The following is a 13,411-nucleotide window of genomic DNA, read 5'->3' on the forward strand; positions in this document are numbered from 1 at the left end:
TCGGAAGCTGTTCACGCTAACATAAGTTGTTTGGAAGGCGTTAGAATTTCGACCGAAATGGATATAGCTGCAGAGGACTGCGACCAAAAACGGGGTTGTGCCTTGCGACGATTAGAGCTTGAGGGCCTTTTTCGCGACCTTGAGGACGGCGGGATCAAGCGGCGGGGGCACCATCGCGACTCCGCCCTCCAGGCGATCCGCGACGACGGTCAGCGCAGCGATCCGTGCCGCCTTCTTGTCGTTCCCGTCGATGACGATCCACGGTGCTGCCGCGGTGTCGGTGCGTGCGAACATCTCATGCATCGCGGCGAGATAGTCCTCGCGTCGCGACCGGTTGTGATAGTCGTCGAGACCGGTCTTCCAATGCTTCCAGGGATCGCGCAGCCGCGCCTCTAGCCGCCGGTCCTGTTCCGCTTGGGTGATATGGACGAAGATCTTGATCAGCGTCGTGTCGTTCTCGATCAGCCCCGCTTCGAAGGCGTTGATCGCGTCATAGCCGCGCTCCCAGTCGCGACGCGTGGCGAATTCCTCGACCCGCTCGACCAGTACCCTGCCGTACCAGCTCCGGTCGAAGACGGCGATATTCCCATCGGCCGGCAAGCGCTTCCAGAAGCGCCAGAGAAAGTGATGTGCCTTCTCGTCGGCGCTCGGGGCGGCGATCGGCCAAACGCGGTAAGTACGGGGATCCCACTCGGCCGACAACCGCTGGATGATACCGCCCTTCCCCGCCGCATCCCACCCTTCGAACATCACCACAGCGGGGCGCTTGTTGACGATATGCGCGACCTGGATGTGCTCAAGCCTCTTCTGAAGCTTTGCCAAATCGCGCTTGTATTTGCCGTCATAGGCGTCGCCGGCTTCATAATGGGCAAGATCGATGGGCATAAGCAAACTCCAGAAGATCAGGCGGCCACCAGGGGCGGGACGGAAATGACCAGTACGGCAGAGCCGCCCCGGCGTCAGCCAGCGGCGGGCGTCACCGTCTTGGCCGGGTCCTTCGGCCCATCGACGGTGAGCTTGATGTTGAGCTCCTTCAGCTGGCGCGGGCTGACCGGGCTCGGTGCGCCCATCATCAGGTCCTCGGCCTTCTGGTTCATCGGGAACAGCACGACCTCGCGGATGTTGGGCTCGCCCGCGAGCAGCATGACCATCCGGTCGATCCCGGGTGCCGAGCCGCCATGCGGCGGTGCGCCGACCTTGAACGCGTTGATCATGCCGGCAAAGTTCGTGTCGACATCGGCCTGCGTGTAGCCGGCGATCTCGAACGCCTTGTACATGATCTCAGGCCGGTGGTTCCGGATCGCGCCCGACGACAGCTCCACGCCGTTGCAGACGATGTCGTACTGATACGCCAGGATATCGAGCGGATCCTTGTTCTCCAGCGCGTCCATCTCGCCCTGGGGCATCGAGAACGGGTTGTGGCTAAAGTCGACCTTCTTGGCGTCCTCGTCATATTCGAACATCGGGAAGTCGACGATCCAGCAGAATTCGAACCGGTTCTCGTCGATCAGGCCGAGATCCGCACCGATGCGCGCGCGGGCTGCGCCGGCGAGCTTGGCAGCGGGGAGTTCCTTGCCGGCGGCGAAGAAGATGCCGTCGTTCGGGCCGAGGCCCATCTCCGCGATCAGCTTGCGCGTCGCTTCCTCGCCGTGGTTCTTGGCGATCGGACCGCCCAGCTCACCGTTCTTCTGCGTGATGTAGCCGAGGCCGGCATGACCCTCGGCGCGCGCCCAGTCGTTCATATCCGTGAAGAACTTGCGGCTTTTCTCGGCGGTGTTTGGTGCGGGGATCGCGCGCACCACGTCACCGCCGGCGACGATGCCCGCGAACAGGCCGAAGCCCGAGTCGACGAAGTGGTGGCCGACGTCGTGAATCAGGATCGGGTTGCGCAGATCAGGCTTGTCGCTGCCGTATTTAAGCATCGATTCGCGGTAGGGAATGCGCTTGAACGGCAGGGCGGAGACCTGGCGTCCCTTGCCCTGCCAATCGGCGAACTCCTCGAACACGCCGTGCAGCACGGGCTCGATCGCGTTGAACACGTCGTCCTGCGTGACGAAGCTCATCTCGAAATCGAGCTGGTAGAATTCGCCCGGCGAACGATCGGCGCGCGCGTCCTCGTCGCGGAAGCAGGGGGCGATCTGGAAATAGCGATCGAAGCCCGCGACCATCAGCAGCTGCTTGAACATCTGCGGTGCCTGCGGCAGCGCGTAGAACTTGCCCGGATGCACGCGGCTCGGCACCAGATAGTCACGCGCGCCCTCTGGCGACGACGCCGTCAGGATCGGCGTCTGGAATTCGGTGAAGCCCTGATCGTTCATGCGGTTGCGCAGCGAGGTGATGACCTTCGAACGCAGCATGATGTTCGCGTGCAGCCGCTCGCGACGCAGGTCGAGGTAGCGATAGCGCAGGCGGATATCCTCGGGATATTCGGCCTCGCCCGCGACAGGCATCGGCAGCTCGCCGGCCATCGACTGGACGGTCGCGGCGGTCGCGCGGACTTCGATCCCGCCGGTCGGCAGGTTCGGGTTCACCGCTTCAGGTGCTCGTGCGGTGACCTTGCCGGTGATCGTGACGACGCTCTCGCTCTTCAGGCCCTCGATGACCTTGAAGACGGGGCCGCTGACGTCGGTGACGATCTGCGTGATGCCGTAATGATCGCGCAGATCGATGAAGACCAGGTCACCATGATCGCGCTTCTTGTGGACCCAGCCCGAGACGCGGACCTCCTCGCCGACCTGTTCGGGGCGGAGGGCGGCGCAGTTATGGGTGCGATAGGCGTGCATGTGTCTCGTCTCTCATACGTCGTCCCTGCGTTTGCGGGGATCTCGTGCAGCAAGGGTGCGCCCTGCGACGGGAGATCCCAGCGTTTGCTGGGATGACGGGAATTGGATGGCCCGCGCTTCCCTTCCCTACCGGCCTTTGTCAAGGCGCCCCTTTGTCAACATGGGGGAGCCTCGCTATGGACGAGCGATGCATATCCACCCGCTTATCTCCGACAGTGCCACGCTCGCCAATCTGTGCGCGCGCATGGCCGACGCCGACTATGTGTGCGTCGACACCGAATTCATGCGCGAGAGCACCTATTACCCGGAGCTTTGCCTGATCCAGATCGCCGACGACAAGGAAGCCGCGGCGATCGACCCGATGGCGCCGGGGATCGACCTGAAGCCGCTACTCGATCTGCTCGTCGAGAATCACGACGTGCTGAAGGTCGTCCATGCCGGCGGGCAGGATATCGAGATCGTCTATAACCTCACGGGCAAGACCCCCTTCCCGCTGTTCGACACGCAGGTCGCGGCGATGGCGCTCGGCCAGGGCGAACAGATCGGCTATTCAAACTTGGTCGACAGCTGGCTCGGCATCGCGGTCGACAAGGGCGCGCGGTTCACCGACTGGGCGCGGCGCCCGCTGGATGCGCGCCAGATCGAATATGCGATCGGCGACGTCACGCATCTGTCGAAGATCTTCCCCAAGATGCTCGAGCGGCTGCGCAAGACCGGGCGCGGCGTGTGGCTTGACCAGGAGATGGAGCGGCTCGGCGATATCGCCAATTACGCGAATGATCCCGACCTGGCCTGGAAGCGCGTTCGGATCTCTGGGCGCAAGCCCGACGTGCTCGGCCGGTTGAAGGCCTTGGCGCGGTGGCGTGAACTCGAGGCGCAGGCGAAGGATCTGCCGCGCGGGCGGATCGTCAAGGACGAGACGCTTGGTGACATGGCAGGGCACCCGCCGCGGAAACAGTCCGACCTTGCCCGCGTCCGGGGGCTTTCGGCCACCTGGGCTGGCAACGATATCGGGGCGCGACTGATGCTCGCGATCGAGCAGGCACAGCCGCTCGGCGACGATGAGCTGCCGCCCCGCGACGATCGCAAGCCGGGTCTTGGCAAGGAGGGCTCGCTGGTCGCGGATCTGCTCAAACTCCTTCTCAAAATCCGCTCGCGAGATATTGATGTAGCGTCGAAACTTCTTGCGAGGACCGACGAGCTCGAGGCGCTGGCCGCGGGCGTACGGACGGGCTTGCCGATGCTGGAGGGGTGGCGGTTCGACCAGTTCGGCCGCGACGCGCTGGACCTGGTCGAGGGCCGGCTGGCCTTTGCGGTGATCAACGGAAAGTTGAAAATGACCCGTACGGAGGACGCGGCATGAAGCGGGCGCTGCTTGCCGTCGTGCTTGCTTCGGCCGGGTGCATGCCGGTCGAGATGCGCGATCGCGCACCCGATGTCGCGACGCCAGCCCCGCCCAGTGCAGCGTGCAATATTGAAGCTCTGGGCGATCTGGTCGGGAAGCGGGCAAGCGATGCGCGCGCGGATGTGATGCTGGCCCGATCGGGCGCGCGTACGCTGCGGTGGATCGCGCCGAACGACGCGGTGACAATGGACTTCCGGACGGATCGCCTGAATGTCTATGTCGACGGCGCGAGCAGGATCGAGCGTTTCACCTGCGCCTGACCCTGATTGCGCGTTCCTCTCCGGTCAGGCGATCGCGAGCACCGGCTTCCGGCCGATGGCCGCGGCTAGTGCCGCGTGCCGCCGCTCGACGGCTTCCCCGTAGAGTCCCCGATCTGCGGGTAGTAGCGTAAGCGTCAGCGATACGCCGTCATCGGCGATGCGCGTGCGTTTAAGCGGTCCTGCGAGCCCCCCGCTCATCCGCTGCCCGAGACGCATCGCAAGCCCCCAGGCCGTCGCGCTCTGGATCTCTGCGGGTGTCGCCAGGCGCTCCACGGGATCCGCGGCGGCCAGGTCACCGCCAAGGCTGGTATACAGGGCTTGGGCGAGCATACCGCGACCCGGTGCGTCGATCGCGACCCAATTGCCGTGCAACGCAACTTCGACCCCGCGCTCGGCGCGAAATTCCGGATTGGCGCGCCACCCCACATCCGCCAGGAGGCAGGCAGTGTGGCGCAAGCGCGCCACTGCCGGGGGCTCGGTAACGAACAACGGCGCGATCCAGCGATCGAGCAGATCGCCATGTTCGGGAAAGCGGCCGAGCAGTCGCCCCTCCTCGCGTGCGGCTTCGATCAGGGGGTCGAGTGCCCGCGCCGCCGGCTTAAGGTCGCCGTAGAGCAGCCCTTCGCGAAGGCCATAGGCGGAGACGATCGTCGTCTTGCTGCCGAGCTGGCGCATGAGAATGCCGAGCAACGCGGTGGCATCGCCGAGCGTCGCGATCCGCCCGGACGACAGTCCCGGAATGGCTTTCAGGCGCGGCTTGGACAATTGCGGGATGGTGCGGCTGAGGCGCGTGACGGTCGCTGCGGTCATAGGATATTGATGGATGATCGGCAGCGGATAGTCCGACAGCTCCATGTCGAGCCGCGCCAGCGCCCGCCATGACCCGCCGACAAGATACAACGGCAGGCCCTGCCCGCGTGCGGCCCAGCCGGCATCGCGCACGAGCCGCGCCACATAACGCTCGAGCACCTTGCCCCGCTTCGCCCGCATCGGTCCGATGCGCAGGACGCCAAGGGGGAACGAGACGCTGTCCTCGATCTTGCCACGGCGGACGCGTACGAGCTCGAGGCTGCCGCCGCCGAGATCGCCGACGATGCCATCCGCCTCAGGAATCGCAGACAGCACGCCATAGCCCGCAGCGCTCGCCTCCTGTCCGCCCGACAACGTCTCGACCTTGAGCCCCAACTCCTCTGCCGCGGCGATGAGGTCACCCCCGTTCCGGGCATCGCGAACTGCTGCCGTGGCAACCGTCCGCAGCGTCGAACACTCCATCTCACGCGCAACCGCGGCAAACCGCGCAAGTGCCACCTTAGCGGTCTTGAGTGCTGACTTTTCGATCGTGCCCGTCGCCGCCAATCCGCGGCCGAGGCCCGCCAGCACCTTCTCGTTGAACCGGATCGCCGGCAGTCTGGGCGGCCCCTGATAGACGACGAGCCGGATCGAGTTCGATCCGATGTCGATGATCCCGGTGCGCGGATGGTCGTCGACCTCAACCTTTGGCGTCGCGGTGCCGAACAGGAGGTTGGTAACGCTCATCGCTGTCGACGGAGCGAAAGCGTCGGCACGGTTGCGCTCGTGGCAAGCGATGCACCACGGCCGGAAAGAGACGGATTGGTCATGAAATACCGATGCAGGTTGAACGGACGATCGCCGGGATCGACGCGCGAATAATCGCCGTCGGGTCCTAGCTCCCAGCTTTGCTCGTTGTCGATGAGATTGGCGACCATCACCTGGTCGAGGATCTGGTCGTGCACCGTCGGGTTAAGGATCGGCAGCATATATTCGACGCGCCGATCGAAATTCCGCGGCATCCAGTCGGCGGACGAGATGAAAAGCTTCGCACCGTCGTTCGGCAAAGCCTTCCCGTTTCCGAAAGCCCAGATCCGGCTGTGTTCGAGGAACCGGCCGATCACCGATTTGACGCGGATCGTTTCGGACAGGCCGGGCACACCCGGTCGGAGGCAGCAGATGCCGCGGATGATAAGGTCGATTTCGACCCCAGCCCCGCTTGCCTCGTACAGCTTCTCGATCACCGCAGGGTCGACCAGCGAGTTCATCTTCGCCCAGACCCCTGCCGGTCGCCCCGCGCGGGCATTGGCGATCTCGACGTCGATCAGGGTCATCAGATTCTTACGGAGGTCCCGCGGGCTCAGGCTGACACGGGCCATGTCCGTCGGTTCGACATAGCCGGTGATGTAGTTGAACATCTGCGCGGCGTCCCGCCCGACCGCCGCGTCGGCGGTGAAGAAACTGAGGTCAGTGTAGATCTTGGCCGTGACGGGGTGATAATTGCCGGTACCGAAATGGCAGTAGGTCCGGAACGCCTGCCCCTCTCGGCGGACGACCAGGGAAACCTTTGCATGGGTCTTCCAGTCGATGAACCCGTAGACGACCTGCACCCCTGCGCGTTCCAGCGCGGAGGCCCAGACCATGTTCTGCTCCTCATCGAACCGTGCCTTGAGTTCGACCACCGCGGTGACTGATTTGCCCGCCTCGGCCGCGGTGATCAGCGCATTGATGACCGCGGGTTGCTTGCCGGCGCGGTAGAGCGTCTGCTTGATGGCGACGACATCGGGATCATTCGCCGCCTGCTTCAGGAAGGCCAGCACCACCTCGAACGTTTCATAGGGGTGGTGGACGACGATGTCCTTGGCCTTGATTGCTGCGAAGCAGTCACCGCCAAATTCACGGATTCGCTCCGGAAAGCGCGGCGTGAAGGGCGGGAATTTAAGATCGGGGCGATCCTCCTCGACCAAGCCGTCGAGATCGACGATGCCCAGCAGGTTACCGCTTTCGGTGATGATCGCCTCGGCCCCGCCCAGTTCATCCTTGAGCACGGCTGCCAGCACGTCCGGTATGCCGGTTTCCAGCTCGAGCCGGATCACCCGGCCCCGGCGACGGCGTTTGATCGCGTTGGCGAAGTAGCGGACAAGGTCCTCCGCCTCCTCCTCGATCTCCATGTCACTGTCGCGCAGGACGCGGAAGCTCGCGGCGGCAAGCACCTCATAGCCCGGGAACAGCACGGGCGCGAACCGCTTGAGGAGCGTCTCGATCGCGACGTAGCGCGCGGGCTCGCCAGGCAACCGCACGAAGCGCGTCATGGTGTGCGGCAACATGACCAGTTCGCGGACCGGTTCGTTGTCCGACCGGCGGACGAGGTCGAAGATCACCGACAGGCCGCGGTTCGGAATGAACGGGAACGGATGGGCGGGGTCGAGCGCCTGCGGGGTCAGGATCGGAAAGATCTGCTCGCGAAAATGTGTTTCGAGCCAGTCATCGGCTTCGCCCTCGACGGCATCGCGGCGCAGGACAAACAGCCCCGCCTCGTCGAGCAGCACACGAAGATCACCCCAGACCGCCTGCTGGCTCTCCATCAGCGCGTCCGCTTCGCGGATGATCGCGGTCAGCTGCTGCCCGGCAGTCAAGCCGTCGGCCGAGCGACGATCAACGTCCTGCGTCTGCTGACCCTTCAGTCCGGCGACACGCACCATGAAGAACTCGTCGAGATTGGATCCCGAGATAGAGAGAAACCTAAGCCGTTCGAGCAACGGATGCGCCGGATTGCACGCCTCCTCGATCACGCGCCGATTGAACGCGAGCCAGGAAAGCTCACGGTTGAAAAATCGGTCGTTCGGCTGAGCGCCGATGGGATCGTCGTCGTCTTCCGCTTGGCGGACGATATGCGCTGGACGGTTCATCGGTCCTCTAGGGGCTTAAGGTGACGTGAAAAGCGGCAGATCAAGGGCAAGTTGCGGCCGTAGGATCAGGCCAGCCTCGGTCAGCGTGGTTCGTGCAAGATTAATGGACAAGCGCTTGCGGCGTTCCATCGTTTCCTGATCCAGCGCATCGACGGTTCGCGTGACGGTAATATGACTACGCTCGATTCGCGACGCGAGCCAGTCGATGAGATCGGGCCGTGCATCGACGTTGCGGCGCTCGAACAGATGCGCAAGCAGCAAGCGCATAAGCTCGTCGTCGGGTGCACCGATCGCCGCGATCGGGCTCGCAGCGAGGCGCGATCGCAGGTCGGGAAGCTTGACCTTCCATTCGGGCGGCGCCGCGTCGGCGACAATGAGCAACGGTTTTTGCTCTTCCTGGGCCTGGTTCCAGGCGTGGAAAAGCTGTGCCTCGGGTACGCGTTCGGCGTCGTCGATGATCGTCCCGCCGCTCTTGGCCGCGAAGATTCGAGCCAGCAGGCTGCGACCAGATTTTCGCGGGCCGGTCAGGACGGCGGTCATCACCGGCCAGGTCGCCCAATGCTCCAGCGTCTGCGCCGCACGGACATTTGAAGGGGTTACAAGGAAGGCGTCGTCTCGGGGATCCGCCGGCCAACCGAGCGGCAGCGCAATTTGAGTCATTCGGTCCGCGCTCACCCTGTCGTCGCATTGTCCGCAGGCAAGTCCGGCGGAAGAAGTTGTGCGGTGCGGCGAATCCGAATGGTCTGGCCCGAACCGAACACCTGATAGCCGCGCGCTTCGAGCGCCGCCTTGAGCGCTGCCGGATCGCCGTCATAGGCGACACGCATCAGCGACACGCCGCCGAGTGCGAGGCTGGTCGTCGCGGCCGACCGGACGCCAGGAATCGCCCGCAGCGCCGCTTCGGTCGAGGCAACCGCCGCCGCGGCGGGCGTATCGAACTGAACGGTGATCGACAGGCCGGTGCCACCCGTCAGGACGGCCGTATTGGCATCGGCCGTTTCGTCGACGGGGGCGGTTTCGCTCGCAATCGGATCGGGCGCGGGTGGCGGCGAAAGACTGTAATCAACCCGCAGCGTGCCGTTCCGCCGCGCCTGCTGGTACAGGTCGTCGATCCGCTTGACGCCGGTGTCCATAAGCTGCGGCAGCCCGTCCGGGGTACCGACACGCAGCGTGAAACGGCCGATCAACGCGTTGTCGGGGCCATGACGTGCTTCGAACACCCCGATGACCGGACCACCCGGCCATTGGCGATAGAGGGTGACGACGGGAACGAGAATGTCGCTCGCGCCATATTGATCGATGATCGTCCGCCACCAGCCGCGGCCGGGCCGCTGCGTCTGGCCGACGTTCAACAATAGCGCGTCGGGACCCGACCCCGACGGGCGGACATAGTCGATGCTGCTGTTGCCCGTCCGGTAGCGTGCCCAGGCCTGCTGCCATTCCGTCCGCTGTTCGAAGACCTGCCCGACACCGCCCGACCATTGGACCGGTATCACGAGCATCGGTTGCGACCGATCAGAATAAGTCGAGATGCCCAGGAGCGATCCCGCCCGATTACGGTCGAACAGCACGCCGAGCTTGGCGACGTAACGCTGCGGCCCGATCTGTTCGTTCTCGACGACGATACCCGAAACCAGCGAATCGAGAGTGCCGTCGGACACCAGCGCGCCGCCCCCGCCCAGCCGATTCGACAACTGCACCCAAGCCTTGCGCTGCGCCAGTCGCCAGCCGCCATAGCGGGCAGCGTCGGCGGACGGGCCCGCGACGTCGACGATGACGCCGCTGACCTCGTACGCACTCCCGCTATCGACGGGCGCTGCGCCGCGGCTGCCGCCCTCGATCTGTGCGAGCACGGCCCCGCCGCCAAGCAGCAGCGCGGCGCCGGCAAGCGCGGTGGGAAGGGCACGGATACGCATCACGCGGGCCTTTTGGCGAAGCAGACGTGGAAATCCAAGCGCGATGTGGCTAGCAGCACCGATCATGACCGATACGCCAGACACCGCCACGCCCTATACCTACGCTCAAGCGGGGGTCTCGATCGCCGCCGGCAACGCGCTGGTGCGCGCGATTGCACCGCTTGCCCGCTCGACGCGACGCCCCGGCGCCGATGCCGATCTCGGCGGCTTCGGCGGCATGTTCGACTTGAAGGCGGCGGGCTTCGTCGACCCTTTGCTGGTCGCGGCGAACGATGGCGTGGGCACGAAGCTGAAGCTGGCGATCGAATGGAACCGGCATGACGGCGTCGGCATCGATCTTGTCGCGATGTGCGTCAACGACCTGATCGTCCAGGGCGCCGAGCCGCTGTTTTTTCTCGACTATTATGCAAGCGGCAAGCTTGACGCGGCTGTTGCGGAGCGCGTCGTCGCGTCGATCGCCGAGGGTTGCAAGACGGCCGGCTGTGCGCTGATCGGCGGCGAAACCGCGGAGATGCCGGGCATGTACGCGGACGGCGACTATGATCTCGCCGGCTTCTGCGTCGGCGCGGTCGAGCGGACCAACATGCTGACCGGCCGCGATATCGCGGCAGGCGACGTCATGCTCGGGCTGGCATCGTCGGGAGTGCATTCGAACGGCTTCTCGCTCGTCCGCCGGCTCGCCAGCGACCGCGGGTGGAAACTCGACCGGCCGGCGCTGTTCGATCAGGACAAGCTGCTGATCGACCATCTGATGGCGCCGACTCGGATCTACGTCGCCGGCCTGCTGCCGCTCCTGCGCGAACGCCGCATCAAGGGCCTCGCGCATATCACGGGCGGTGGGTTGCTTGAAAACATTCCACGGGTTCTGCCGCAAGGCGTTCACGCAACCGTCGATGCGGATGCCTGGGAGCAGTCCCGGCTCATGGCGTTCCTTCAGGCGCAGGGTGCTATCGAACCGGAGGAGATGGCACGGACCTTCAATTGCGGCGTCGGGATGGTCGCGATCGTCGACGCTAACGATGTGACGATGATCACCGCTGCGCTGGAAACCGCGGGCGAGACGGTATTCCCGATCGGGCGGATCGAGGCGGGGACACATGGCTGCACCGTGCGTGGTTCGGCGGGCACGTGGAGCGCGCGCGCCGACTGGACCGCGACTCATGGCTGACAGAACGCGCATCGGCGTGCTCGTGTCGGGGCGCGGATCGAACATGATCGCGCTGGTCGAGGCGTCGCGCGCGATGGACTGCCCTTATGAGGTGGTGCTCGTCGCGTCCGACAAGCCGGAGGCGCCCGGCATCGCATGGGCAAAGGCCGAGCGGATAGCGACATTTGCGCTGTCTCCCCGCGGGTTGGGCAAACCGGCTTATGAGGCGGCGATCGATCGGGCACTCCGGGACGCCGCGGTCGAGGTCATCGCGCTGGCCGGCTATATGCGGCTGCTCTCCGACGGATTCGTCGCCGCATGGCGCGACCGGATCGTCAATATCCATCCCTCGTTGCTCCCCAAATACAAGGGGCTTGATACGCATGCGAGGGCGATCGCGGCGGGCGATGCCACCGGAGGATGCTCGGTCCATCTGGTTACCGAGGAACTCGACGGCGGCGTCGTGCTGGGTCAGGCCGAAGTCCCGATTTTGCCAGGCGACGACGCCGACGCGCTGGCAGATCGCGTGCTGGCCGCGGAACATGCGCTATACCCCAGGACGCTCGCCGAGTTCGTGACACGATGAACGCCCTGTCGAAAGCAGACATCTGATGAGCCGCGAAACATCGACCGAACGGCGCGAAGCCGCCGAAACGCGCCGCCGCTGGGTGACGCTGGCAGAGGTCCTCGCGGTTGCCGGTGTGCTCATCGCGGCACTCACGCTGTGGAGCAACTGGTCCGAGCGCAACGCGGACAAGGCCGAGAAGGTCAGCGCGCGTGACAGCGAACAGCGCGAAAGCCGACGCTTCGAAATCCGAGCCGTCGCGGCGGAGAATGGCGATTCGCTGATGTTGCTGCGGGACGACAAGCACGACATCCAGACGGCGACGATCGCGTTCCCCTCGGCGCTGAGCGTCGAGCGCAAGGATGCCCTGACGGATCAGATTCAGCGTGACTGGTTCGAAAAAGCTTTTCTGAAAGCCACCGATGGGGGCGAAGATGATCAGACCGGGCGGCTGCCAGTCCTCATTGCCGTCACCTATACCGACGGCGATGCATCGGGCTCGGCAAGCGGGATCTACGACGTGATCTGGCGCACTAAAGCCGGTGTGTTTCCGTTTGGCCGGTCGTTGAAACTGGAAGGCTTGAAGCTCAGGCAACGTGGCGGCGATCAGTCTAGGCTAGACGCGTTATGGACACGCCAACAACGCTAGCGAGGCACCCTGCCCCTGCGACCGTCAGATTTCACGGGCGTAGACCGGATCGGTGTACGGCGTCGTCCCGATCCTGAAGGGCCGGGTGCCGATCACGGAGAATTGCTGGCGTTCGTAAAATGCGCGGGCGCGGGCGTTCAATCCCCACACACCCAACAGCACACGGAGATAATGGCGTTCAGCCGCGTCAGCGAGCGCCCGGTCCATCAACGCGGCGCCGAGACCTGATCCCTGCGCCTGCTTCATGAGGTAGATGCGGCGCAGTTCGATATCGCGAGGGCCGGTGTCGATAGGAAATGCAGGCTTCGTGAGTACGGAATAGCCGATCGGGGCATGGCCCGGCTCATATTCGGCGAGCGTCACGATCGTTGCCGGATCGTCGAGCCATGCCTCGAAGACCGCGACGCTGTTGTTCCGCGTACAGTGATCGACGATGTCGACGCCCGCAAATGCTGTTGCGTAGGCGTCAAGAAACGAGGCGGCTCCGACGAGCGAGAGGGCGGGCGCATCGCCCACCGTCGCGCGTCGCAGCCGCCAGAGCATCAGCCGACGATTTCTTCGGGCTTGAAGAAATAGGCGATCTCGATCTCGGCATTCTCGTCCGAATCCGAACCGTGAACGCTATTCGCTTCGATCGACTCGGCGAGTTCCTTGCGGATCGTGCCGGGTTCGGCGTTCGCCGGGTTGGTCGCACCCATGATGTCGCGGTTGCGCTGCATCGCGTTCTCGCCCTCGAGAACCTGAACGACGACGGGGCCCGAGATCATGAACGACACGAGCTCACCAAAGAAGGGACGCTCCTTGTGCACCGCGTAGAAGCCTTCGGCCTGCTCGCGGGTCATCTGGATGCGCTTCGACGCTACGACGCGGAGGCCAGCTTCCTCGAGCATCTTGGTGACCGCACCGGTCAGGTTGCGGCGGGTGGCATCGGGCTTGATGATCGAAAAGGTACGGTTCGCGGCCATGATGGTCACGGGCTCCTGTGTTG

The 13,411-nt window shown here is 64.7% G+C and carries 13 protein-coding genes; 5 read left to right on the top strand and 8 right to left on the bottom strand.

Annotated elements, in window-relative coordinates; genetic code table 11:
• Positions 1–111 precede the first annotated feature (111 nt).
• Both FHY04_RS11285 and aspS read right to left on the bottom strand, forming a co-directional pair.
• The gene (locus FHY04_RS11285; protein ID WP_159510600.1) at positions 112–885 is read right to left on the bottom strand and encodes a polyphosphate kinase 2 family protein; all 774 of its coding nucleotides are present in this window, start codon (positions 883–885) and stop codon (positions 112–114) included.
• A 74-nt stretch (positions 886–959) separates the two neighbouring features.
• Positions 960–2,783: an aspartate--tRNA ligase gene (gene aspS / locus FHY04_RS11290; RefSeq protein WP_183936475.1), complete on the bottom strand. Its 1,824-nt coding sequence runs from the start codon at positions 2,781–2,783 to the stop codon at positions 960–962.
• 187 nt (positions 2,784–2,970) lie between these two features.
• On the opposite strand from aspS, the gene rnd reads away from it, so the two are divergent.
• Together rnd and FHY04_RS11300 are read left to right on the top strand one after the other, a co-directional pair.
• Positions 2,971–4,146, top strand: a complete 1,176-nt coding sequence (gene rnd / locus FHY04_RS11295; RefSeq protein ID WP_031393380.1) for a ribonuclease D — start codon at positions 2,971–2,973, stop codon at positions 4,144–4,146.
• Positions 4,143–4,448 carry an I78 family peptidase inhibitor gene (locus tag FHY04_RS11300; protein ID WP_260171466.1) on the top strand — a complete coding sequence of 102 codons (306 nt, stop codon included), beginning with the start codon at positions 4,143–4,145 and terminating at the stop codon, positions 4,446–4,448. The genes rnd and FHY04_RS11300 overlap by 4 nt, the downstream gene beginning before the upstream one ends.
• A gap of 24 nt (positions 4,449–4,472) precedes the next feature.
• On the opposite strand, the gene FHY04_RS11305 is transcribed toward FHY04_RS11300, so the two are convergent.
• The 4 genes from FHY04_RS11305 to FHY04_RS11320 are packed head-to-tail and all read right to left on the bottom strand — an operon-like array spanning position 4,473 to position 10,062.
• A complete protein-coding gene (locus FHY04_RS11305; RefSeq protein ID WP_183936476.1) occupies positions 4,473–5,984 on the bottom strand; it encodes a Ppx/GppA family phosphatase in 1,512 nt (503 codons plus the stop codon).
• Entirely contained in the window at positions 5,981–8,146 is a 2,166-nt protein-coding gene (locus FHY04_RS11310) for an RNA degradosome polyphosphate kinase (protein ID WP_031439008.1), read from the bottom strand. The genes FHY04_RS11305 and FHY04_RS11310 overlap by 4 nt, the downstream gene beginning before the upstream one ends.
• 15 nt (positions 8,147–8,161) lie before the next feature.
• A complete protein-coding gene (locus tag FHY04_RS11315; RefSeq protein WP_183936674.1) occupies positions 8,162–8,806 on the bottom strand; it encodes a DnaA ATPase domain-containing protein in 645 nt (214 codons plus the stop codon).
• An 11-nt stretch (positions 8,807–8,817) separates the two neighbouring features.
• Entirely contained in the window at positions 8,818–10,062 is a 1,245-nt protein-coding gene (locus FHY04_RS11320) for a heavy-metal-associated domain-containing protein (protein ID WP_183936477.1), read from the bottom strand.
• 64 nt (positions 10,063–10,126) lie between these two features.
• Here FHY04_RS11320 and purM point away from each other — a divergent pair, with 64 nt between their 5' ends.
• Genes purM through FHY04_RS11335 form a run of 3 tightly spaced genes read left to right on the top strand, consistent with a single transcriptional unit; the run spans position 10,127 to position 12,423 of the window.
• Entirely contained in the window at positions 10,127–11,230 is a 1,104-nt protein-coding gene (purM, locus tag FHY04_RS11325) for a phosphoribosylformylglycinamidine cyclo-ligase (RefSeq protein ID WP_183936478.1), read from the top strand.
• Positions 11,223–11,795 (top strand): phosphoribosylglycinamide formyltransferase, encoded by a 573-nt coding sequence (gene purN, locus FHY04_RS11330; protein ID WP_183936479.1) that lies wholly within the window; start codon positions 11,223–11,225, stop codon positions 11,793–11,795. Before purM ends, purN begins: the two co-directional genes overlap by 8 nt.
• Before the next feature lie 25 nt (positions 11,796–11,820).
• Positions 11,821–12,423: a hypothetical protein gene (locus FHY04_RS11335; protein WP_183936480.1), complete on the top strand. Its 603-nt coding sequence runs from the start codon at positions 11,821–11,823 to the stop codon at positions 12,421–12,423.
• Between the two features lie 24 nt (positions 12,424–12,447).
• On the opposite strand, the gene FHY04_RS11340 is transcribed toward FHY04_RS11335, so the two are convergent.
• A complete protein-coding gene (locus FHY04_RS11340) occupies positions 12,448–12,939 on the bottom strand; it encodes a GNAT family N-acetyltransferase (RefSeq protein WP_311724578.1) in 492 nt (163 codons plus the stop codon).
• Between the two features lie 26 nt (positions 12,940–12,965).
• On the bottom strand, positions 12,966–13,388 hold the full coding sequence (gene ndk, locus FHY04_RS11345; protein WP_031393391.1) for a nucleoside-diphosphate kinase: 423 nt from the start codon (positions 13,386–13,388) through the stop codon (positions 12,966–12,968).
• Positions 13,389–13,411: the final 23 nt, after the last annotated feature.

The sequence above is a fragment of the Sphingomonas sp. BK481 genome (assembly GCF_014194875.1).
GTDB lineage: Bacteria > Pseudomonadota > Alphaproteobacteria > Sphingomonadales > Sphingomonadaceae > Sphingomonas > Sphingomonas aerolata.

Excerpts from the sequence above, each read along its gene's own strand:
- FHY04_RS11315 (WP_183936674.1), bottom strand. The coding sequence starts at position 8,806 with ATGACTCAAATTGCGCTGCCGCTCGGTTGGCCGGCGGATCCCCGAGAC.
- FHY04_RS11305 (WP_183936476.1), bottom strand. The coding sequence starts at position 5,984 with ATGAGCGTTACCAACCTCCTGTTCGGCACCGCGACGCCAAAGGTTGAG.
- aspS (WP_183936475.1), bottom strand. The coding sequence starts at position 2,783 with ATGCACGCCTATCGCACCCATAACTGCGCCGCCCTCCGCCCCGAACAG.
- ndk (WP_031393391.1), bottom strand. The coding sequence starts at position 13,388 with ATGGCCGCGAACCGTACCTTTTCGATCATCAAGCCCGATGCCACCCGC.
- rnd (WP_031393380.1), top strand. The coding sequence starts at position 2,971 with ATGCATATCCACCCGCTTATCTCCGACAGTGCCACGCTCGCCAATCTG.
- FHY04_RS11320 (WP_183936477.1), bottom strand. The coding sequence starts at position 10,062 with ATGCGTATCCGTGCCCTTCCCACCGCGCTTGCCGGCGCCGCGCTGCTG.
- FHY04_RS11300 (WP_260171466.1), top strand. The coding sequence starts at position 4,143 with ATGAAGCGGGCGCTGCTTGCCGTCGTGCTTGCTTCGGCCGGGTGCATG.
- FHY04_RS11285 (WP_159510600.1), bottom strand. The coding sequence starts at position 885 with ATGCCCATCGATCTTGCCCATTATGAAGCCGGCGACGCCTATGACGGC.
- purM (WP_183936478.1), top strand. The coding sequence starts at position 10,127 with ATGACCGATACGCCAGACACCGCCACGCCCTATACCTACGCTCAAGCG.
- FHY04_RS11335 (WP_183936480.1), top strand. The coding sequence starts at position 11,821 with ATGAGCCGCGAAACATCGACCGAACGGCGCGAAGCCGCCGAAACGCGC.
- FHY04_RS11310 (WP_031439008.1), bottom strand. The coding sequence starts at position 8,146 with ATGAACCGTCCAGCGCATATCGTCCGCCAAGCGGAAGACGACGACGAT.
- purN (WP_183936479.1), top strand. The coding sequence starts at position 11,223 with ATGGCTGACAGAACGCGCATCGGCGTGCTCGTGTCGGGGCGCGGATCG.